General features: G+C 71.7%; 16 protein-coding genes and 1 tRNA gene. 6 read left to right on the top strand and 11 right to left on the bottom strand.

Annotation, left to right across the window (positions count from 1 at the left end):
- Positions 1-84 precede the first annotated feature (84 nt).
- Complete coding sequence (locus IE241_RS03435; RefSeq protein WP_190020041.1) at positions 85-3,948, top strand: wHTH domain-containing protein; 3,864 nt, start codon at positions 85-87, stop codon at positions 3,946-3,948.
- Between the two features lie 36 nt (positions 3,949-3,984).
- Here the strand turns inward: IE241_RS03435 and IE241_RS03430 are convergent, their stop codons facing one another.
- Both IE241_RS03430 and IE241_RS03425 read right to left on the bottom strand, forming a co-directional pair.
- On the bottom strand, positions 3,985-4,308 hold the full coding sequence (locus IE241_RS03430; protein ID WP_190020040.1) for a hypothetical protein: 324 nt from the start codon (positions 4,306-4,308) through the stop codon (positions 3,985-3,987).
- On the bottom strand, positions 4,305-5,516 hold the full coding sequence (locus tag IE241_RS03425) for a Shedu anti-phage system protein SduA domain-containing protein (protein ID WP_190020039.1): 1,212 nt from the start codon (positions 5,514-5,516) through the stop codon (positions 4,305-4,307). Before IE241_RS03425 ends, IE241_RS03430 begins: the two co-directional genes overlap by 4 nt.
- Positions 5,517-6,297: 781 nt before the next feature.
- On the opposite strand from IE241_RS03425, the gene IE241_RS03420 reads away from it, so the two are divergent.
- Positions 6,298-7,092, top strand: a complete 795-nt coding sequence (locus tag IE241_RS03420; RefSeq protein WP_229898712.1) for a nuclease-related domain-containing protein — start codon at positions 6,298-6,300, stop codon at positions 7,090-7,092.
- Between the two features lie 216 nt (positions 7,093-7,308).
- On the opposite strand, the gene IE241_RS03415 is transcribed toward IE241_RS03420, so the two are convergent.
- Positions 7,309-7,382 (bottom strand) — tRNA-Pro (locus IE241_RS03415).
- A 246-nt stretch (positions 7,383-7,628) separates the two neighbouring features.
- Here IE241_RS03415 and IE241_RS03410 point away from each other — a divergent pair.
- Positions 7,629-10,871, top strand: a complete 3,243-nt coding sequence (locus IE241_RS03410) for an amidohydrolase family protein (RefSeq protein WP_190020038.1) — start codon at positions 7,629-7,631, stop codon at positions 10,869-10,871.
- 151 nt (positions 10,872-11,022) lie between these two features.
- On the opposite strand, the gene IE241_RS03405 is transcribed toward IE241_RS03410, so the two are convergent.
- Both IE241_RS03405 and IE241_RS03400 read right to left on the bottom strand, forming a co-directional pair.
- Positions 11,023-12,210 carry an MBL fold metallo-hydrolase gene (locus tag IE241_RS03405; RefSeq protein ID WP_190020037.1) on the bottom strand — a complete coding sequence of 396 codons (1,188 nt, stop codon included), beginning with the start codon at positions 12,208-12,210 and terminating at the stop codon, positions 11,023-11,025.
- A 301-nt stretch (positions 12,211-12,511) separates the two neighbouring features.
- On the bottom strand, positions 12,512-13,195 hold the full coding sequence (locus IE241_RS03400) for an alpha-ketoglutarate-dependent dioxygenase AlkB family protein (protein ID WP_190020036.1): 684 nt from the start codon (positions 13,193-13,195) through the stop codon (positions 12,512-12,514).
- Positions 13,196-13,351: 156 nt separating this feature from the next.
- On the opposite strand from IE241_RS03400, the gene IE241_RS03395 reads away from it, so the two are divergent.
- Positions 13,352-13,933, top strand: coding sequence for a carboxymuconolactone decarboxylase family protein (locus IE241_RS03395; RefSeq protein WP_190020035.1), 582 nt, complete (start codon positions 13,352-13,354; stop codon positions 13,931-13,933).
- Here the strand turns inward: IE241_RS03395 and IE241_RS03390 are convergent.
- Genes IE241_RS03390 through IE241_RS03380 form a run of 3 tightly spaced genes read right to left on the bottom strand, consistent with a single transcriptional unit; the run spans position 13,930 to position 15,951 of the window.
- Complete coding sequence (locus IE241_RS03390; protein ID WP_190020034.1) at positions 13,930-14,763, bottom strand: SAM-dependent methyltransferase; 834 nt, start codon at positions 14,761-14,763, stop codon at positions 13,930-13,932. The two genes, IE241_RS03395 and IE241_RS03390, sit on opposite strands and share 4 nt — an antisense overlap.
- A gap of 60 nt (positions 14,764-14,823) precedes the next feature.
- Positions 14,824-15,081 carry a DUF397 domain-containing protein gene (locus IE241_RS03385; protein WP_190020033.1) on the bottom strand — a complete coding sequence of 86 codons (258 nt, stop codon included), beginning with the start codon at positions 15,079-15,081 and terminating at the stop codon, positions 14,824-14,826.
- A 3-nt stretch (positions 15,082-15,084) separates the two neighbouring features.
- Positions 15,085-15,951: a Sco1979 family transcriptional regulator gene (locus tag IE241_RS03380; protein WP_190020032.1), complete on the bottom strand. Its 867-nt coding sequence runs from the start codon at positions 15,949-15,951 to the stop codon at positions 15,085-15,087.
- 141 nt (positions 15,952-16,092) lie between these two features.
- On the opposite strand from IE241_RS03380, the gene IE241_RS03375 reads away from it, so the two are divergent.
- Positions 16,093-16,551: an ATP-binding protein gene (locus IE241_RS03375; protein ID WP_229898711.1), complete on the top strand. Its 459-nt coding sequence runs from the start codon at positions 16,093-16,095 to the stop codon at positions 16,549-16,551.
- Positions 16,552-16,632: 81 nt separating this feature from the next.
- Here the strand turns inward: IE241_RS03375 and IE241_RS03370 are convergent, their stop codons facing one another.
- Positions 16,633-17,424, bottom strand: a complete 792-nt coding sequence (locus tag IE241_RS03370) for an SGNH/GDSL hydrolase family protein (protein WP_190020031.1) — start codon at positions 17,422-17,424, stop codon at positions 16,633-16,635.
- A gap of 211 nt (positions 17,425-17,635) precedes the next feature.
- On the opposite strand from IE241_RS03370, the gene IE241_RS03365 reads away from it, so the two are divergent.
- Entirely contained in the window at positions 17,636-18,442 is an 807-nt protein-coding gene (locus tag IE241_RS03365; protein WP_190020030.1) for a tyrosine-protein phosphatase, read from the top strand.
- A gap of 5 nt (positions 18,443-18,447) precedes the next feature.
- Here the strand turns inward: IE241_RS03365 and IE241_RS03360 are convergent, their stop codons facing one another.
- Together IE241_RS03360 and dxs are read right to left on the bottom strand one after the other, a co-directional pair.
- The gene (locus IE241_RS03360) at positions 18,448-19,863 is read right to left on the bottom strand and encodes an aspartate aminotransferase family protein (protein ID WP_190020029.1); all 1,416 of its coding nucleotides are present in this window, start codon (positions 19,861-19,863) and stop codon (positions 18,448-18,450) included.
- The gene (dxs, locus tag IE241_RS03355) at positions 19,860-21,788 is read right to left on the bottom strand and encodes a 1-deoxy-D-xylulose-5-phosphate synthase (protein ID WP_190020028.1); all 1,929 of its coding nucleotides are present in this window, start codon (positions 21,786-21,788) and stop codon (positions 19,860-19,862) included. The genes IE241_RS03360 and dxs overlap by 4 nt, the downstream gene beginning before the upstream one ends.
- Positions 21,789-21,849: the final 61 nt, after the last annotated feature.

Raw genomic sequence — 21,849 nt, 5'->3', positions numbered from 1 at the left:
GACAATGCCGCTTCGCGGGCGCCTGGAGAGTCGCACTACGGCCTCCTAAGCTGTTGGCCGCACGGTGACCGGGGAGGGCAGCGGGTGGATCAGCACGGGCTCACGAACACCATCAGCGGGGGGACCTATGAGGGGCCGGTGATCCAGGCGGCCTCGGTGACGGTGCAGGCCCTGGCTGAGCCCACCCCTTCGAAAGAGCCGTGGGTCCGGGCCGTGCTGGAGTCCGGTATCTGGGCGCACGCGGCCCGGCGCGGCGTCGAGGCTCATCTGCAGCACGCGGCACGGCTGGCGGGGCGGCTGGCCGCCGTCCGAGACACCGCCGAGCAGCGGATCACCGGGGACCCGTGGGCCGATCCCGGGTTCGCGGCGCGATTCGCGGACCGGGTGGAGTGGCTGCTCGGGGAGGCCGACGGCGCGCTCGACCTCTACCCGGCCGAGGCCGGGATGCTCGTCCTGCTGCCCTACCTGTACCAAGCCCACCAACTCCTGCTGGTGGCCTCCCGTCTGGAGGTCGGCCCGACCGATCTGCAACCACGGCCGGCAGCGACTGCGTGGCGCGCCGGGTACCAGTCCTTCCTGGCCGGCCACGACCTGCTGGTGAACCGAGCCGCGCTGCGGCCGGACGCCGCGCCGGTGATCGGATGGTGGCTGTACCGCCGTTGGATTGCCCAGGAGGAGAAGGGGGCGGACGGGCTCACCGAGCTGGCGGCCGAGCTGGCCGCGGAGAGCGGCCCGCTGACCGAGGTGTTGTGCCCGCACCGGCTGGCCAGGATCCTCGCCGGTCTGCGGCTCGGCTCCGACGTCTGCAACTCCGAGCACCTCGGCCAGTTGGAGGCGGACGAGCTCCTGCCCGGTCCCGGCCGACAGCGGATCCGGGAGCGACGGGTGAGTCTGCTGCTGGCCGTCGCGTACGGAGCCGCATTCGAACTCGCAGTCCTGCCGGACACGGTGGTCGAGCACACCGGTGTCCCGAACGCCGTCGAGCTGGACGGGGTACGGCGAACCCTGGCCGGGATGGCGTGGGGCGGGTCGCCGGAGCTACCGGTCCTGAAGGCGGTCTGCGAACACGAGGCCGTGGTGGAGGCCCTGCGCGAACACGCCGAACGGCTGGACGGGCTGCTCGTCGCGGTCGGGCGCACCGTGCCCGACCGGATCGCCCAGCCGATGCCGCCGCTGCCCACACGTTTCACCGCGGACGGCGTCGTCCCGGCGGAGGGAACGTTCACCAGCGGCGCGCGGTTCCGGCTGGACGACCGCCGCGTCCGCGGCCTGCTGACCGGCACCCAGCTCTACAAGGACCGCGGCCTGGCTGTGCGCGAGCTGTATCAGAACGCTCTCGACGCGTGCCGCTACCGGCGTGCCAGGACACAGTTCCTGGAGCGATCCGGCCGCCCCTTCCATCCGTACGAGGGCCGGATCGACTTCATCCAGGGGGTGGACGAGGACGGTCGCGAGTACCTGGAGTGCGTGGACGACGGGATCGGCATGGGCGAGGCGGAGCTGCGCGGCGTGTTCTCGCACGCCGGTGCCCGCTTCGCCGAGCAGCCCGACTTCCTGCTGGAGCAGGCGGAGTGGGAGCGGGTGGAGCCCCCGGTGCGGCTCCATCCCAACAGCCGGTTCGGGATCGGGGTCCTGTCCTACTTCATGCTCGCGGACGAGATGCGGGTGACGTCCTGCCGGATGGGGCTGGACGGCGCACCCGGTCCTCTGGTGGAGGCACACATCCTCGGGCCGAACCATCTGTTCCGGATCGTCGAGAAGACGGAGAAGACAGAGCGGGGCAGCGTGCCCGGCACTCGGGTGCGGCTCTACCTGCGGGACAGGCGCCGCGCCTGGTCGGTCCTGGACGCGCTGTCCGGGGTGCTGAGCATCGCCGAGTTCCGCACGACCGTGGAGCATGGCGGGCGGCGAAAAGAGTGGGCCGCGGGGGTTTTCCAGCCGTCTGACGGCCGAACCAGCGGTGACCTGGTGGAATGGAGCGACAGCCCGCCGGGCACGCAGGTGATCTGGTGCGAGTACGGAGGCATGCTGCTGGTGGACGGTCTCCAGATCGAATCACGGCGGCAGATCGGGGTGCTGTCAGGGTCCCGGGGCGTCGTGGTGAACCTGAGCGGGGAGCACGCCCCGCGACAGCTCAGTACCGACCGCCTCACTGTGCTGACCGACGTATCGCCCCAAGTCGAGGAACTACTGACGGCAGCAGCGCCCGTCCTGGTGACGAGTGGAGCGAAGTTCCTCACCTTGGAGTGGATGAAAGAGGTCGCCGACAGCAGCCCGCGAACCGCGGACCTGGTGGCGGAGGCGGCGTTCGAAGCGGGAAGTGGGTTCGGTGTCCGCCACGGACGGCTGACGGTACCTGCCGAGGCCGGCTGCTTCCCGCTCGACCGGATGCTTCTCAAGAATCTACTGACGTCGAACCGCCGCTCGGAACAAACGACGGACTCGACGTACCTCTCGGTCCCGGACCACATCCTGCTCTGGCGCGTGCTCGCCCACGAGGGCACCGATCTGGCGCGTGAGCTGGCGGAGCTTGTACCGGAGCTGGCCGAACCGCGCCAGGTGGTCAGGGCCCGGCCGTCGGATCTGGAATTGCTCACAGGGAAGCACGGCGCGTTCGGGCTCACCAGGCCGGCAGATGTCTTCGGCGTTGCCCGGCGGCTCGGCTGCGATCCGGCCGGTCCGGCGGAGCGGCGACGGCTCTTCGGGGTCGCCGACCTGGTTCTCCCCGGCCCTTCAAGCTCCGGTGAGTGGGACGTCTCGGACATGACCTGGCTCAACGAACCGTACGGACATCATCGCTCGTACGCGACGATCCACGATCTGCTGGAGATCGGCGAGGAACTCGGAGTGAACGCGGCGCAGGCGGCGGCCCGGCTGCGATCCTATGGAATCACGGTCGTGCCGGATGAGCTGCCGGACGGCGCACCCGACGAAGTGGATCTCCGGCTTCTCTATCGGGACGGCAGGATCGCTAAATACAACGAAATCCAGGACCACGAGCCCGTGCCGCCCGGCCACGTGGCCCAGGCCGCCCTGCAGACGGGACTGACCCCGGATGAGGTGCGGTGTCGACTCGAACGCTACGGTCTGAAAGTGGAACCGTTCGACTTCCCGGAGCGGCCGGACCAGGACTACGTCAGCTGGCTCAGCCGGGACCACGACGGGGAGTGGCCCTGGGTGAGTGCCGGTGGGCCACTTCCGCCCTGGCAACTGGTGGCCACCCAAGGGTGGTTGGGCCTGCCCGCCGACGCAGTGCGGGCCGAATACGAGCGCCTCGGATTCACGTTGCCGCCGCAGGCAGCCTGCCGGGAGTCGCCCGACGACTTTGATCTGCTCGCCGGCGACTGGGAGGTCGAATGGTCGCCCTTCCGGACGGACCGTGCGCCGAGCTTCCACCAACTCATGGTAGTGGCCGAGGACCTGAGACTCAGCCTGCGCGCGCTGACCAGCCGACTGGCCGCCTATCGTGTGAAGACGGGCATGGTCCTGCCGCAGCGCGCGACCGAGCTCGATCGCGAGCTGTTCCGCTACGACGACCTGTTGCGGGTCGGCCCGGATGAATCGGATGAACGGGACGTCCCCTGGTGGTTTTGGCTCAGTCCGAACGACGAGATCCCGTTCTTCGTCCTGGTCCTGGCTGCCCGTGACCTGGGCCGGCGCCCGAGGGAACTGGCATCCCGACTTCGCTCCTACGGTCTGCGGGTATCCCACGACGACCTCCCGCAGGATCTCACCCACCGCGACGCGCTGCGCCTGCTGACCGCCGATGAGCGTCCGATACCGAAGCCGATGAATCCGCCGATGCCGCTCGCCCAGCTCGTCCGGATCGCCCGGCGCGTCGATCTACCGGTGGCGGACACCGCCCGGCACCTCCGTAACCTCGGTGCCCATGTCGGCGACTTGGCGGACACCGTACGGGCGGCCCTGGCACGGGTGCCGTCCAAGTGACCGCTGAAGCGTCGTTGTCCGGCCTGCAGGAGGTCGTCAGACACCTCCCGGGCGCAGGTGGCGGGACGCCGCCAGACAGGAGGACAGCCATGTGGCCTCCGCGCGATCGATGACCATGTCCTCGACGGTGATCATCCCGTCCATTACGCCGCCGACCCGTATGGAGTGGTCGCCGACGCGGAGCATCTGCCAGTCCATGTCGCTGTGCCAGAACCGGGCTGTCTTCTCGCCGCGGCGTTGGGCGAAGACGAGCTCCTCCCCGTACTCGTTCAAAAAGTAGCCGACGTAGTCCTTGCCGGTGATCGCGCCACCGCACAGGCGGGCCAGGAGCGGCTCGATCGCCGGAGGGGTGTCGCTCATGCCGTGGGCTCCTCGTCAGGGTCGGGGTCCTGTCGTGCCGACGAGAGGGCCAGCATCCGGGCCGCCGACTCCAGCAGGGTCTCGTACGTGATCACTTCTATGCGTGGCGCGTGCGTGTTGTACGTCCGCAGAGTCTCCGCGATCTCCTTCTGCGTGATGCTCCCGCTGGCGTAGCGCGGGTGCCCGATCACGACCGTCGCCGAGGCCCTGCGGGTGTCGACGCCGTGATCCGTGAGGATGGTCCGGCGATTCTCGTCCATGGCCCGGAGGTAGTTCTGCGCCTGAGAGACCGCGTGATGCGGCGGGGCGCCCAGCATGAGGTGGCCGCTGCGCCGGATGACCAGGTCCTTGATGTTGGCACGCTTCAGTTCCACCACGTGCAGGGACCCGTCACCACGCAACAGCGGGATGTCGAGGATGGCGTCCGGGGTGTACTGACGGCGGGCCAGCTCGGCCACATAGGCTCCGCCGAAGATCCACTCCTGGTTCTTCAGACAGGCGTGGAGGGCCCTCTCGGAACTGTCCGGGTCGTCCACCACGGCGCGCAGGGCCTCCAGGCCGGCCCGCCTGGCCTTCAGTTCGAGCAGTTGGGCCAGCAGTCCCGCGTCGGCGTCCGCCAGGACGTCACTCACCATCCGCGCAGCCTCGGCTGAGGCCGGCCGGGGCAGGTTCCGGAGGAGTATCTCCATGTGCCCGTACTGCTGGAGCCGCCTCATCTCCCGGGTGGACAGCCGGATCCCGCCCTCGCCGGTCCCGAGACCCAGGTGCTCGGCGGACTGAGCGATGCCGCGGAAGAGCTCCCGGGCTTCGGCGGCGGTCGCATCGGGCTTGTCGCGGCACAGGACGTCCAGGGCGGCGACCGCTCGGCCAGCGCCCATGGCGGCCATTCTCCGCATGCTTTCCTCGCTACGCCGTCGCGCCTCCTCGTCGTAGTACATCTCCAGGATTTCGAGGAACAGCTCGCCTCCTGCGTAGGCCGCGAAACGCTGAAAGCGCTGGGCGAGCCCCATGTCCTCATGAAGAATGGCTTCTTGGGCAACGTCCTCCAAGGCGTCCACCAGCGGTCTGCCCTTGCCGTACGTCCTGCCCGAATCCCCCATGATGCGCAGCACCGCGTCGATGCGCTCGTGCACGCTCGCGTGCTCGGTAAGCTCCCGGGCCGCCTCGACCATGCACCAGAGCGTGAAACCGGATCGGAATGTCGCCATGCGGGCCACCCTAGAACCGGGCACTGACATCCACGCCTCGCGAAATCCAGGGGCCCGAAACGCGGGGCGAAGGACTACGCTCATCCTCTCGCCGGCCTTCAGGACTTGCGACAAGTACACAAAGCCCGGATTCGATCGTGATCTTGGCCCTCGACGAACAGGTCCCGATCGGGGGTCCCGACGACACGGCTCCGACACGGACGGTAGGTCGCCCCAGGCACCCCGCTAGGTGGGGGACAGGACGAGGCAATCACTGACTCTGGTCAGGACTGTCATCTTCAGCGGCATCGGCAGACGGCGACGCTTCGGTGATACCGAACCCCTCGCTGGGGTCAGCCTCCGCGATCTAGCCCCGGGCAGCCAGCAGTGCCGGCCAGGCGGGTGTGCTCCGTAGCGGTGGCTTTGAAGAAGACATTGGCATGCCGCGCCTGATGCACGACAGGACAAGAGTCGCCGGTCACCGGGGCAGAGAGCTGCACGAGATAGGAACGCCGGGCCGAACGCGGGCGACCGACCAATGCCCGAGGAGCATCGGCAAGCGGGCCTGCTGCCGGAGCGCTCGGGGCCCCGGGGTTCTTCGCTCCATGGTCACGAAGGGGTCTCCAGGGATGGCCTTGGACATCAGCCCCTTGAGAGGCTCTCCCCCGACCGCACGTGCCACCTTGTGGTCATGCGTCTCGGCTGCTGCCATATGGGTGGGGATGGCGTAGATGCCGGGGGGGCTGGCTTGAGCGATCTCAAAGTCAGGGAACGGGGCGGTTCCGGACGAGGCCGACTGTACGTGGAGACGATCGATGGCATGGTCGTGGCATGGCTTGATCGTGCGACCGGTCAACTCACGATCCTGCGCGAGGAATATCGGGCTGCTGTGCACGAAGTCCTGGCTCTGTACCAGCCGCAACCGAACGAACATCCCACGAGGCAACCGGGACCAGAGCTGCCGACATTGGCACCACTCACCCCAGAGAACGACCTCGCCCGCAATGCCCCGGGGTCTGCCCTCAAGAAAAAGCTGGACACTGAGGGTCCGGGGGCTGTCGAGCGGCTGGCTACCTGGCTGTTCCGCCGCGAGTCGGAGTGGGCGTCTTGGCGTCGGGGCCTGGTCGGAGAACGTCGGGTAGGCGCTGAGCTGGATCGCTTATCCGACCAAGGCTGGCACGCACTGCACTCGATCTTGCTGTCGAACTCGGTGGACATAGATCATTTACTGATAGGGCCTGGCGGGGTCTTCAACATCAACACGAAGCACTGCCCTCAAAAGAACGTATGGGTGGGCAACGACTCCGTGAAGGTCAACCATGGGCCGCCCCATCCATATACACGCAAGGTTCGAGCCGAAGGGCGCCGTGTCCAACGCGTTCTGACTCGTTACAGCGGGAAGCACGTTCACGTCCAGCCGGCGTTGGTCTTCGTCGGCGTGTCAGAGCTCAAGGCCGCTTCTACGCTCAGTGATGTTCGCGTCTGGCGGCAACGGGAAGTCGCCAGCCTGGGACCAGTGGCTGGGCAGCTGACCCCGGAAGAGGTTGAGAGCTTGTACGCGATTGCCCGCCACCGAGACGCCTGGGTGGAAGCCTGACGGCGGCGCTGGTCAGGTTCCGCGCAACGTTGGACAAGTCTCCGGCCGTCGTGACTCCGGACGCGCGGCCCCATGCCGTCCAGGGCATCCAGCGCCGCTGGCCCCCATCCGGTCCCCGCCTCTACGTCTGGGCGTCACCTGCGACTCGTCCATTCGATCAACGAAAAAGCCCGCTGAGCTGGAATCTCTTCCTGCTCAGCGGGCTTTTGCACCGTGTCGGGACGGCGGGATTTGAACCCACGACCCCTTGACCCCCAGTCAAGTGCGCTACCAAACTGCGCCACGTCCCGGTGCTTGTCCGGCCCGGGCTTTTGCCCTTGCCGACCGCGCACGAGAACAATACCGCACTTCAGCGGGTGATCGCGCACGGCTTTCATGAGGCGATAGGGCTGCAATGACCCTTTTGTGCGGTTTAGCGGGAAAAGTCGTCTCCTCCTCCCCCATGCGGTGTTGACCGCCCGCCCGTCCCCCGTGGGACCATCGGGCTCCCGACCGCGCTCGTGCCGCGCTGCAACTCCCCCTTCCCAGGAGGACAGTTGGCCACCTCGGACGTTCCGGACCCCCGTTCGCCCCTCTCCTCCCCCTCCGACCCCTCCGCCCTCTCCCGGCGCAGGTTCCTGCAGGCCGCGGCCGGTACCGCGACGGTGGCCGGGGTCGCGGGGGCGCTGCCCGCCGCGGTGGCCGGGGCGGCGCCCGCCGGGGGTGGGGTGCTGTCCTTCACGGCCGCCACCAACGGGGCGGCGAGCCTCTCCCCGGCAGGCGACCGGCTGGTCGCCGAGGTGCAGAACGTGCTGTGGTCCCTCCCCCGCAAGGGCGGGGACGCCGTCGCGATCACCCCGGCCGACCTGGAGCCGACCCGGCCCGTGCACTCGCCCGACGGCCGGCTGCTCGCCGTGTGCGCCTACCGGGGCGGCGGCTTCCACATCTGGACGCTGCGGCCCGACGGCAGCGGGCTGCGGCAGGTCACGGACGGGCCGTGGGACGACCGCGGGCCCGCCTGGTCGCCCGACGGCACGCGGATCGCCTTCGCCTCCGAGCGGGGCGGCGACCCGGTGGCGGGCAGCCCGTACCGGGTGTGGGTGGTGGACGTACGGACCGGGGCGCTCACGCAGGTCACCGGGGTGAGCGGGCAGGGCGGGCCGCTGCAGGACGGCGCGTGGGAGGACTTCGACCCCGTGTGGTCGCCGGACGGCTCCCGGCTGCTGTTCGTCCGCGCCCGCGTCGCCGGGGCCGCGCTGGAGGCCCGCACGATCGCATCCGTCCCCGCCGACGGGCGCGGGCCGGTGCGGGCCGAGCACACCGAGACCGAGGCCGCCCAGATCATGACCCCCGCCGTCGCGCCGGACGGGTGCCTGGCCTACCTGCGGACGACCGCCGCGCCCAAGGCCGGCTGCACCCTCGTCGTGGACGGCGCGCCCGTCCCGGTCGACGGGGACGTCGAGCCCGTCCCGCCCCGCTGGATCCCGGGCGGCGAGCTGCTCCTGACCGTCGGCGGCACGTTCCGGGTCGTCCGCCCGCAGGCGCCGCAGAACGCCCGGGTCATCCCCTTCCTCGGCCGTCTGCCCGTCTCCCGGCCGCGCTACCGGACCAAGCGGTACGACCTCGACGGCGGCGGCGTGCACGGCGTCCGCTCCCTGCACCTGCCGGCCCTCTCGCCCGACGCCCGCCAGGTCGCCTTCGCCGCGCTCAATGCGCTCTGGGTCGCCGATATCGCGGGCGGGCGGCCACCGCGCCGGGTCGTGAAGTCCGATCCCACGCGCTACGTCTACGGGCCCGTCTGGAGCCCCGACGGCCGGTCCCTGGTCTATGCGGACGACCGCGGCGGCCTGCCCGCCGCGCGCCGTCACGACCTCGCGTCCGGCGAGGAGACGGAGCTGGCCGGGGGCGGCCGCGCCTACCCCGTCCTGTCGCCCGACGGCCGGCGGCTGGCCGCCCTGGACCTGACCGGCGCGCTCGTGGTGCGCGACCTCGCCGCCGGCACGGACCGGGTGCTCGCCTCCCCGCTGGGCGGCGGCGGGCTGCCGGGCAGACCGACCTGGTCCCCGGACGGGCGGTACGTCGCCCTGTGCGACCGCAACCGGCTCAATCAGCGGTTCCGTGAGGGGTACAACCTCATCCGGGTGGTCGACACGGCCGACGGCCGCGCCCGGCTGCACGCGCTCGCGCCGCACGCCTCGATCGCCGACCGCTACGACTGCGGGCCCGTCTGGTCGCCCGACGGCCGCCACATGGCGGTGATCTCCGAGTCCGCCCTGTGGCTGCTGCCGGTGCGGCCCGACGGCACCCCGGACGGCGAACCGCGCCGGCTCACGGACGCGGCGGCCGATCACCCCTCCTGGTCGGGGGACTCCCGGAAGATCCTCTGCCTGGCCGCCGACGGGCGGCTGCGGCTGATCGACATCGGCGACGCCTCCACCCGTACGGTCCGCATCCCCCTCGACTACCGGCGCCCGGTCCCCGCCGACACGGTCGTGCACGCCGGCAGGTTCTGGGACGGCACCGGTGACACCGTCCGCGAGGACGTCGATTTGGTGGTCCGCGGCGGCCGGATCGACGCCGTCGAGCCCCACCGGGCGCGGCGCGCGGCCGCGCACACCGTCGACGCCTCCTCCGGCACGGTGATCCCGGGCCTCTGGGACGCCCACACCCACCCGTACCAGAACACCTACGGCGGCCGGCAGACGGCTCTGCAGCTGGCCTACGGGATCACCACCGCGGTCTCGTTCGGCGGCGGCGCCTACGAGCAGGCCCGCATCCGCGAAGCCGTGGCGGCGGGCGAACTGGCCGGACCGCGGCTGCTGACGACCGGGGAGCTGCTCGACGGCTCACGCGTCGCGTACAGCATGGGCCGGGCGCACCGCACCCGGGAGGGGCTGCGCCGGTCGCTGTCCCGCGCCACGGCCCTCGACTGGGACTTCGTCAAGACCTACGTCCGCGCGCCCGGCTGGGTGATGGAGGAAGCGGCCCGCTTCGCGCACGAGCGGCTCGGGGTCCGCGCCGGCAGCCACCTCCTCTCGCCGGGCGTCCAGCTCGGCCAGGACCTGACGACGCATCTGCAGGCCACACAGCGCCTGGAGTTCGGGCACGCGACGACGGCGTCGGGGCGCGCCTGCCAGGACGTGGAGGAGATCTACACGCGCGGCGGCTTCCACCTCGTGGCCACGATCTTCACCTCGGTGCCGCTGCTGGGCGAGGCGCCTGCCCTCGCGCAGGACCCGCGGGTGACGAAGCTGATGCCGCCGTGGGACGTGGAGGTCGTCCGCCGGACCGCGGCCGAGCGGCCGACCGCCGACCAGCTGGCCACCCTAGCGCGCGAGATCGAGGTCTACCGCCGGGTGCTGGCGGGCGGCGGCACCGTGGCCCTGGGGACGGATGCGCCGCTGGTGCCCGTGGGTCTCTCGCTGCACCTGGGGCTGCGCGCGCTGCACCGCTACGGGCTGTCCGCGGCGCGGGCGCTGCGGACCGCGACCGTGCTGCCCGCCCGGGTCTTCGGCGCGGACCGGGACCTGGGCACGCTGGAGCCCGGCAAACTCGCGGACGTGACGGTGGTGGACGGCGATCCGTTCACGGACTTCGACGCGCTGGTACGGACGGCTTCGGTGCTGCGCGGCGGGGTGCCGTTCGAACAGGCGCGGCTGGTCGGTGCGTACGGCGGCGACGCCGGCCCGTCCGCGGTCCCCTCCGCACCGCCCGGAGTGCGAGCCGCCGCCGACGCCTGGCTCGCCGTCGGGCGGCAGCTCCGCCGGGACTCCTGCTGCGACATGGAGCTCCACCTCTGAGCACGGGTGTCCCGGGCCGGGGGGCCAAGGACCAAGGGCCAAGGGCCGGCGGGGCACCGCCGGATACGTCCCGGGGGTTGCGCACCGTCGCGGCGAAAGAAGAACGCGGCGCTCCCCGGCCCATGCTCCAGCCCGGCAGCGCCCCCCGGGCTCACGCCCGCAGGGACACTTCCTGCACCGCGGCGGGCGCCGCGGCCGGCGCCGCCGGCCGCTCGGGCGCTCCCTGCGCCGGGCGTACGGCCACCGACCGCCACCACGGGTCCGCCGGCAGGCTGCCCGCCGGTTCGAAGGGCTGCCCGGGGCGCGGGGTCGCGATCCGGGCGCCGTGGCGCGCGGCCGCGGCGACGGAGTCCTCGGCGGGCTCCTCCCACGGGTGCGGGGCGAGGTTGAAGGTGCCCCAGTGGATGGGCAGCATCGCTCCGCGGGCGGCGTCGCCCTGCAGGTCGGCGTGGGCCTGCATGCCCTCGGCCGGCGTCATGTGGATGTCCGGCCAGAACTCGGAGTAGGCGCCGATCTGGATCATGGTGGCGTCGAACGGGCCGTACTGCGCGCCGATGTCCGCGAAGCCGGGGAAGTAGCCGGTGTCGCCGCTGTGGAAGATCCGGTGCTCGGAGCCGACCACGACCCAGGAGGCCCAGAGGGTGTGCTGGGTGTTGCGCAGGGCTCTGCCGCAGAAGTGCCGGGCGGGGGTGGCGGTGAAGGAGAGGCCGGCGATGCGGGCCGACTCGTGCCAGTCGAGCTCGGTGATCCGGTCGGCGGGCACACCCCAGTGTTCGAGGTGGGCGCCCACGCCCAGCGGTACGACGAAGTGTGCGCCGGTGCCGCGGGACAGGGCCCGTACGGTCGCCATGTCCAGGTGGTCGTAGTGGTCGTGGGAGATGACCACGGCGTCGACGGGCCCGGTCTCCCTCAGCGGCACGGGCACCGGGTGCAGGCGCTTCGGGCCCGCGAAGGCGAAGGGCGAGCAGCGCTCCGACCAGACGGGGTCGAAGAGCACGCGGGCGCCGTCGATCTCGGCCAGCACGCTGGAGTGGCCCATCCAGGTCAGCCGCAGCCCGGAGGCGGCGGGGACGGCCAGGTCGGCCACGGTGGTCGGGTGGACCGGCACGGTGCCGCCGGGCGCCCGGCGGGCCCGCTGCTCCGTACGGAAGTAGGTGGGCAGGAACTTCAGCATGGCGGCGGAAGGCGTGCGCTCGGCGCCGACGGGGTTGGTGAACACGCCGTCGGCGAAGTTCGGTGACCGCCGGATGCGCGCCATCCGCTCCCCGGACGGGTCCGCGCCGAATGCGGCCGGGCGCAGGGCGTCGAGCGGTGAGCTTGTGGGGCGGGAGCCGGTCACGGCACCTCCAGGGGCGAATGCGGCCAGGTCATGCCATTATCTGCCTCCGCAATCTGCCCCTGCCCGGCGGGCTCGCGGCGGCCCCTGCCCGACGGCGGGGTCGCGCGCCGGTGAACTTCCGGCTGCCGCCGTCCGGGCTCACCCCCGTGATATGAGCCCGGACGCACGGCCGGCGCAGTGCCGGGGATCCACTGTGCAGGGTCGCGCGCGCAGATGCACGTGAATTTTCCCGTGCAGCAGTCCTGCCGGCCTTCTGTGCAGGGCTTTTCCGGAGACAGCACAGAATCCTCTCGTGGCCTCCTCAAAGCCCACTCACACGGAGGGTGAGGTTCAGCCTTCCGGTGAGGCCGAGCGCGGCCGGTCCGGTGCCGGGGCGGGTGCGCGGCACGCCGTGGAAGGCGAGGCGCGAGGGGCCGCCGAAGACGAAGAGGTCGCCGCTGCGCAGCTCGACGTCGGTCCAGGGGCGGTTGCGGCCACCGGTGTTGCCGAAGCGGAAGACGCAGCTGTCACCGAGGCTGAGGGAGACGACCGGGGCCGCGGACTTCTCGTCCGCGTCCTGGTGCATGCCCATCTTCGCGTGGCCGTCGTAGAAGTTGACCAGGGCGATGTCGTACGCGGCGGGCTCCGGCTCCGTGCCGTATACGGCGGGCGGCGGCTCCGTGCCGTACGCGTCGGCGACGGCCTGCGCGGCCATCCGCCCCAGCCATTCGGGGAACGGCTTGACCGGCGCACCGTCCCCGTCCACGACGGTGCGGGCGTAACCGTAGGGGTACCAGTGCCACCCCAGGCAGACGGTGCGCACGGACATCTGCGCGCCGGTCGGCATGCGGACGGTCCGCAGGCCGGCCGGGGGCCGCGCCCAGGTGCGGCAGGCGGCGAGCAGGCGATGCTGGGCCGCGAGGTCCAGCCAGCCGGGGACGTGGACCGCTCCGGGTGCGACCTCGGCCCGGGGCCGGGGGAAGAGCTCGTCCGTGCTCGCGTCCATGCCGCCCAGCCTAGGGCGGCTCCCCCGGGGACCCGCCGGGCGGTGTGACGACCGTCTCACCGGACCGGCGGCCCGCGATGTCACGGATCCGCGGGCCCGGTCCGTCGTACGGGCAGAGGCAAGCAAGCACACCCCGTCCCGATGGAGGAACCGGCCATGGCCAGGATCTCGCTCACCCCGGACCGCACCCCGCTGATCCGGCTCGTGCAGTGGTACAGCAGGCGCACCTACGGCAAGGTGCTGGAGCCGCTCATGGCCGTCGCCCACAACCGGCGCGTGCTGTTCACGACGTCCCGCTTCGAGATGTCGCTGGCCCGCTGGAACAAGCTCGACCCTCAGCTGAAGGCGCTGGCCGAGATGGCGTCGGCCGCGGCGATCGGCTGCTCGTGGTGCATGGACTTCGGCTACTGGCTCAGCCGCGGGCACGGCATGCCGCACGAGAAGCTGCAGGACATCCCGGTGTGGCGGGACAGCGACGCGTACACCCCGCTGGAGCGGGACGTACTGGAGTACGCCGAGGCGATGACGGCCACCCCGCCGGCCGTCGAGGACGAGCTGGCGGAGCGGCTGCGGCAGCGCCTGGGCGACGCCGCGTTCGTCGAGCTCACCTCGATGGTGGCGGTGGAGAACCTCCGCTCGCGCACGAACGCGGCGCTCGGCCTGCACAGCCAGGGTTTCAAGGACAGCTGCGACGTCCCCGCCCGCCCGGAGGCGGGCCGGGCACCGGCGGACCGCTAGCCCTTGCGGCCCACTCCCCCGTAGAAGACCGTGTCGTTGAGCTCCTGCGGGCCCGGGACCGGCCCGTCCGGCCGCCACAGCGGCACCCGGACCAGGCCCGGGTCCAAGAGCTCGAACGCCCCGAAGAGCGGCTCGACGGCGGCGCGGTCGCGCAGGTTGAGACCGGCGGTGGCGTTCTTGTACGTGCCGACGACGCGGTCGCGGGCCTTGACGTCGGTGTAGCCGTCCGCGTACCCCTCGTACGGCTCGGCCGTGGCGTGGGAGAGCACGAGGTGGCTGCCGGCGGGGAGCGCGTCGGCGAAGGCGGCGACGATGCCGGCGGGGTCCTCCTCGTCGGTGACAAAGTGCAGGACGGCCACGAGCAGCAGGGCCACCGGCTCGCCGAAGTCGATCAGCTCGCGCACCTCGGGGCGGGCCAGGATCGCCTCCGGGTCGCGCACGTCGCCGAGGACGAAGCCCGCCTGTCCGGTGCCGGTGAGCTTCGCGCCCGCGTGGGTGGCGACGATCGGGTCGTTGTCGACGTAGGCCACCCGGACGTCCGGCGCGACCTCCCGGGCCACCTCGTGGGTGTTGGGCGAGGTCGGGATGCCGGTGCCGATGTCGATGATCTGGCGGACGCCGCCGCGGACGACCTCCCGCACGGCGCGCCGCAGGAACGCCCGGTTGGCCCGGGCGGAGAGCCGGACCTGCGGGTGCGCCTGGATGACGTGCTCGGCGGCCTGCCGGTCGACCTCGTAGTTGTCCCAGCCGCCGAGGTAGTAGTCGTACATCCGCGCCGGGTGCGGCCGGCTGGTGTCGATGTCCTCGGCCGCGAAGCCCTGCTGGCTCATGCGGTGCTCCGTTCGGTTCGTTGCGCGGTGGGGGTCAGCGGTGGGGGTCGGCGGTGAGGGTCAGTCGCAGGCGGCGCCGGAGCCGGCGAGCAGGAAGTCCGCCGCTCCCGCCTTGGCGCCGTTGATGAAGCTCTCCATCTCGTGACGCGTGTAGATCAGCGCGGGGCCCCCGGGGTCGGTGGACTGGCGCAGGGCGACCCGGCCGTCGCCCAGCCGCAGGGCCTCGACGCACGAGCCCCCGTTGCCGCCGCTCCACGGCTTGCTCCACCCCTCGGTGCCGAGGTCGGTGGCGGGCATGCCGTTGTAGATGCGATCCATGGTTCAGATCTCCTTACGAATCCCACCCAGGATTGCCTCGGTGGTGTGTGCCGGCGCGGCCTGCGCGCACATGCGGTCCAGCGCCTCCAGGAAGGCCGAGACGTCGTCGCGCTGGTCGAAGTACGAGGCGCCGACGAGGTTTTCGGCGTACGCGATGTCGGGCAGCTCCGGGAGCGGGAACCGGAAGATGTGGAACGGCCCGTACATCGCCGGGTGCGGCCCGGCGGCGAACGGCATGATCTGCAGCCGTACGTTGGGCATGGCGGTGGCCTCCGCGAGGCGGGCGACCTGCTCGCGCATGATGTCCGGCCCGCCGATGGGCCGGCGGAGCACCGTCTCGTCGATCACCACCCACAGCAGCGGCGCGCCCTCGCGGGTCAGCAGCGACTGCCGCTCCCGGCGGACGGCGACCGCGCGCTCGACGTCCGCCTCCGGGGCGTGCGGCATGCCGGCGCGGAGCACGGCGCGTGCGTAGCGCTCGGTCTGCAGCAGGCCCGGGACGTAGTGCGGCTCGTAGGCCCGGATGAGGTTGGCCTCGCCCTCCAGGCTGACGAACGCGCTGAACCACTCGGGCAGGACGTCCCGGAAGCGGTGCCACCAGCCGGGGCGGTTGGCCTCGCGGGCGAGGGCGAGAAAGCCCTCGACCTCCTCGGCGTCGCTCACGCCGTAGACCCGCAGGAGCTTCTCCACGTAGGGGAGCTTCAGGCCGACTTCGGCCTTCTCCATCCTGCGGACGGTGGCGTGGGTGACGTCGAGCGCGCGGCCCGCCTCCTCGTAGGAGAGACCGGCCTTCTCCCTCAGGTCGTGCAGCCGCTTGCCGAGCACCACCCGCAGGACGGTCGGGGCGCCCGCCGGACGCGCTTCCGCCACTGTTCTCCCCCTCCATGCCCGCCGGTTGTCATATGCCGCAGTCTGTCACGCACCCCCCGGAGCCGACAGACTGATCTGACGATTCTGCAATTTACAGATTGAACCTTGCCACACGCGAGCGGTATCGCACATAGTTACGGCGTGGTCCCCTCCCATGACGCACCTTCGCTCGGGCGCTTCGGCTGTTCCATGGCCGGACGTCTGCAGGACGCCTTCCACTTCCCGGCTCTCAACACCTCGGTGGCAGCCGCGCGAAAACGGGTTCTCGCACAGCTGCGGGCCTGGGGAATCGACGAAGTGGCGTGCGACGAAGCCCAGTTGGTGGTGTCCGAGCTCTTCACCAACGCGGTCCGGCACACGGACAGCGCGAACGTCAGCTGTCAGCTGAGGGTGCTCGGCGCGCATCTGCGCATAGAGGTGGGCGACCAGGGCCGCACCCCGACGGAGCCGCGGGCCCGGTGCAGCGGGGCGGACGAGGAGAGCGGCCGGGGCCTGCTGCTCGTGGGCGCGCTGTCACAGGCATGGGGGGTCCGGGCCGGCGACAGCGGCCGGGGCCGCGTCGTCTGGGCCGACCTGGCCGCCGGGCGGCTCTCCCCCTGAAAGGCATCCCGGCGGCTCGAAAGGCACGGCAAAGGCACGGCGAAGGCGCTGCAGAGACACTACAGCGGTGCCGCAAAGGCACTACAGCGGCAGCAGATCCGGCCGCTTGGGCTCCACATGATCCCCCGAGGACTCGCCGCGCAGCCGGCGGCCGATCCACGGCACCAGGTGTTCGCGCGCCCAGTGGATGTTGTCGCGCCGCACCTCGGCGGGCGAGCGGTGGTCCTCGTCCGGCCAGGCCTGGTCCGGGTCGGCCGGCACCTCCAGGCCGAGCACCTGGGCGGCCCGCAGGGCGACCCGCGTGTGCCCGTCGGGCGAGAGGTGGAGCCGGTCGTCGCTCCAGGCCCTGCGGTCCTGCACCGAGCGCAGCGACCACAGGTCCAGCACCGGGCATCCGTGCCGGTCCGCTATGGCCCGGACGTGGGCGGTGTACGTCGCGATCTTGCCGCGCAGGTGCCGCAGCACGGGCATCCCGCGGGTGTCGAAGCCGGTGCACAGCAGGACGGTGCCGACGGAGGAGGCCAGCTCGGCGACGGCCTTCTCGTAGCGCCCGGCGACGGCGTCGGGGTCGCTGCCCGGGCGCAGGATGTCATTGCCGCCCGCGCAGAACGTCACGAGGTCCGGGCCGAGCTCCTTCGCCCGGGGCACCTGCTCCGCGACGATCTGGTCCAGGAGACGGCCGCGCACGGCGAGGTTGGCGTAGCGGAAGTCGTGCTCGGCGCGCTGGTCGGAGAGGAGTACGGCAAGTCGGTCGGCCCAGCCGATGAAGGTGTCGTCCGGACCCGGGTCGCCGACGCCTTCGGTGAAGCTGTCCCCGACGGCTGCGTACGACCCGATCGCGCTCTTGCTGAATGAATTCGAATCGTCTGCCACGTCGGTACATCTTTCCTCGCGAGGAGTGACCTACGCCACCGTAACCAGGGGTTGACGAGCCGTGATGTATCCCACCCCGGCGAAGTCCCCGCAAGCGGAATACGTCGGCGCGGCTACCGCACGGGGGCCGTAGCCCGTACAACCGGTGTCGTAAGGTCGTTGAGCCGCTTCGCCGACGAGCAGCGTCGGCGTCCTAGCCCTGGGAGCGCCCGTGACGCAGACGCCGCATGTGCCGTCCACCGAGCCCGAGCTGGCGGGAGTGCGCAACTTCCGTGACCTCGGCGGTCTGCCGGCCGCCGGCGGACGGCGGGTACGGCACGGCGTCCTCTTCCGCAGCGGGCACCTCGCCCACGCCACCGAGGACGACGCGCGCTTCCTCGGCTCGCTCGGCCTGCACACGGTCTTCGACTTCCGCAACGACGCCGACATCGCGCTCGACGGGCCGGACGTCGGCCTCACCGGCGTGCGGAACGTGAACCTCCCCCTCAACGACCCGGCCCACGGCGCCGAGTTCTGGAACATGGTGCGCGCCCGCGACCTCGGGCACCTGCGCAGCGTGCTGGCCGACGGCAGAGCGGCGGAGCGGATGGCCGAGACGTACCGGGAGGTCGTCACGGGCCGTACGGCCGAGCTCGGCCACGTCCTGCGCGCCCTCGCCGAGGACAGCGTGCCGGCGCTGATGCACTGCGCGGCCGGGAAGGACCGCGCCGGGCTGTCCGTCGCGGTCACGCTGCTCGCCCTCGGCGTCGGGCGCGACGCGATCGAGACGGACTACCTGGAGTCGAACGCTCCGCACCGGCGCTACCGGATGCGGCGCGCGCCGGAGACGACGGGGCCGGAGGACCGGGAGATCGCGGAGCTGCTGTCGCCGATGTTCGAGGCGCGCGCCGCGTACCTCCACGCGGCGTTCGACGAGATGGACGCGACGTGGGGCACGGTCGACCGTTACCTGGCCGACGGGCTGGGGCTCGCCCCGTCGGCCCGTGAGCGCCTGCAGGACAGGCTCCTCACGGACTGACCGCCTCAGCGATTGGCCACCGCCTGCTTGACCAGCGTGCGCCCGAAGTCCCACAGCAGGCCTCCCCCGCCGTGGGCGTCGTCCATGACGGCGGTGAAGGCGTCCACGAAGCGGTCCGCCTCCCGCTCGCCGATGATCAGCGGCGGGATGAGCTTGATCACCTCCAGGTGGTCGCCGGAGACCTGGGTGAGGATGCGGTGCTTCTGCAGCAGCGGCACCACGACCATCTGCGCGAAGAGGCCCTTGCGGGCCGCCTGGAGCATGGCCCAGCGGCTGCGCAGCCCCAGCGAGGACGGCTTGCCGAACTCGATGCCGATCATCAGGCCCCGGCCGCGGACGTCGTGCAGCAGCTCGTACTTGCCCACCAGCGCGGCGAGCCGGCCGCGCAGCAGGTCGCCCGTGCGCCGGGCGTTGGCGACGACCTGTTCGTCCTCCATCACCGAGAGCACCGCGAGCCCGGCGGCCATCGCCTGCGCGTTGGAGCCGAAGCTCGCGGAGTGCACGAGGACGCGGTCCATGGAGGAGTAGACCTTCTTGAAGATCCAGTCCTTGCCGAGGGTGGCGCCCACGGGCACGTAGCCGCCGGAGAGCGCCTTGGCCACGCAGACCAGGTCCGGCTCGACGCCCGCCTCGTGCTGGTAGGCGAAGAAGTCGCCGGTGCGGCCGATGCCGGTCTGCACCTCGTCGGCGATGAGCAGCGCCTTGTGGCGGTGCAGCAGCTCCTGCGCGGCGCGCAGGTAGCCGGGGGGCGCCTCGTGGACGCCCTTGCCCTGGATCGGTTCGACGACGAATGCCGCCACGTCGCCGCGGGCGAGCTCCCGCTCCAGGGCCGCGAGGTCGCCGAGCGGGACGGCGGTGTCGGGCAGCAGGGGCGCGAAGCCGTCCCGGAAGCCGGCCTCGCCGTTGACGGAGAGCGAGCCGGTGGTCAGGCCGTGGAAGGCGTGGGAGCAGTAGAGGACCCGCGGTCTGCCGGTCGCGTACCGGGCGAACTTCAGGGCCGTCTCCACCGCCTCGGTGCCGCTGTTGCCGAAGAACACCCGGTCCAGGTGCGGCGCGTACGACAGGAGCTTCTCGGCGAGGAGGCCGGGCAGCGGCTGGCAGTCGAAGCGGGTGAGGTCGGCGAGCGAGGCGTCGAGGACGTCGTGCAGGGCCTTGCGGACGACGGGGTGGTGGCGGCCGACGCCCATCACCCCGAAGCCGGCGAGCATGTCGAGGTAGTCCTGCCCGTCGGCGTCCCAGAAGTAGGCGCCTTCGGCCCGCTCGTAGACCTTGTCGAAGCCGATGGTGTGCAGCATGCGCGGCAGCTGGTGGTTGAGGTGCCGGGCGTGCAGGTCGTACCGCTCGCCGCCGCGCTCGGCGAGGAGCCGGGTGAGGTCGAAGCCCTTGCCGTCGGCGGCGGCACCGGCTGTGTCGGCTGTCATGCGTCGTTCTCCTTCACGGCCGCGGGGTTCTTCGCGGCTTCTTCCGTACGGGCCAGGGCGGCGCTGATCCGGCCGGCGATCTCGGCGGGGGTGAGCCCGAGGTCGGCCAGGACCTCGCCGCGCTTGGCGTGCGGCAGGAACTGCTCGGGGATGCCGAAGGCGCGCAGCGGCACGTCGACGTCGGCGTCGCGCAGGGCCTGTGCGACGGCCCAGCCGACGCCGCCGGTGCGGCTGTTGTCCTCGACGACCGCGACGACCCGGTGGCGCGCGGCGAGCGGGGGCAGCGCGGGGTCGACGGGCTTGACCCAGCGCGGGTCGACGACGGTGCAGGGCGTTCCGCGGGCGGCCAGGAGGTCGGCGGCCTCCAGGCAGACGCCGGCCATGGCGCCGACGGCGACGATCAGGACCTGCGGCCGCTCCCCGCCGGGCTCCGGGCGGGCGATCACGTCCATGCCGCCTTCGCGGGCCAGGGCCGGGACCGGCTCGCCGACGTTCTCCTTCGGGAAGCGGACCACGGTGGGGGCGTCGTCGACCTCGACGGCCTCGCGCAGCTGGGCGCGCAGCTGGTCCGCATCGCGCGGGGCGGCGATCCGCAGACCGGGGACGACCTGCAGGACCGACATGTCCCACATGCCGTTGTGGCTGGGCCCGTCGGTGCCGGTGACGCCCGCCCGGTCGAGGACGAACGTCACGCCGCACTTGTGCAGGGCGACGTCCATCAGCACCTGGTCGAAGGCGCGGTTGAGGAACGTGGCGTAGACGGCGAAGACCGGGTGCAGACCGCCGGTGGCCAGGCCGGCCGCGGAGACGGCGCCGTGCTGCTCGGCGATGCCGACGTCCCAGACGCGGTCGGGGAAGGCCTCGGCGAACTTCGTCAGGCCCACGGGGTGGAGCATGGCGGCCGTGAGGGCGACCACGTCGGGCCGCTCGGTCCCGATGGCGAGCATCTCGTCGCCGAAGACCGAGGTCCAGGAGCGGCCGGCCGAAGGAGCCAGCGGCCGGGAGGTGAGCGGGTCGATCACGCCGACGGTGTGGAAGCGGTCCGCGTCGTCCTCCAGGGCCGGCTGGTAGCCACGGCCCTTCTCCGTGCGGCAGTGGACGAGGACGGGGCCGTGGAAGCGCTTGGCCCGGCGCAGCGCGGACTCGACCGCGGCGACATCGTGCCCGTCTATCGGGCCGAGGTACTTCAGGCCCAGGTCCTCGAACATGCCCTGCGGGGCGAAGGCGTCCTTGAAGCCCTTCTTCGCTCCGTGCAGGGACTCGTACAGCGGCTTGCCGATGACGGGCAGGCCCTGGACGGCGTCCTTGCCCCAGGACAGGGCGCGCTCATAGCCGTCGGTCGTGCGGAGCGTGGCGAGGTGGTCCGCGAGGCCGCCGATGGTGGGGGCGTAGCTGCGCTCGTTGTCGTTGACGACGATGATCAGCTGCCGGTCCTTGGCGGCGGCTATGTTGTTGAGCGCCTCCCAGGCCATGCCGCCGGTCAGGGCCCCGTCGCCGATGACGGCGACGACATGGCGGTTCCAGCGGCCGAGGACCTGGTTGGCCTTGGCGAGGCCGTCGGCCCAGCCGAGGACGGTCGAGGCGTGGCTGTTCTCGATGACGTCGTGCTCGGACTCCTCGCGCGAGGGGTAGCCGGACAGGCCGCCCTTGCCGCGCAGCTTGGAGAAGTCCTGGCGGCCGGTGAGCAGTTTGTGGACGTACGACTGGTGGCCGGTGTCCCACAGGATGCGGTCGGCCGGAGAGTCGAAGGAGCGGTGCAGGGCGATGGTGAGCTCCACCACGCCGAGGTTGGGGCCGAGGTGGCCGCCGGTCCTGGCGACGGCGTGGATGAGGAAGTGGCGGATCTCCTCCGCCAGTTCGGTCAGCTCCTCGGCGTCCAGGTTCTTCAGGTCGCGCGGACTGCGGATGTTCTCCAGCAACGACACGCGGGCCCCCTCCTCGTCTTGCGGCCTGGGCCGGGGTGGCCGCTCGGTCGCTGTTCCTACG

The sequence above is a fragment of the Streptomyces hiroshimensis genome, from assembly GCF_014650335.1.
GTDB lineage: Bacteria > Actinomycetota > Actinomycetes > Streptomycetales > Streptomycetaceae > Streptomyces > Streptomyces hiroshimensis.
Note: the sequence above shows the minus strand (reverse complement) of the source record. Positions and strands in the feature narration are given on the sequence as shown.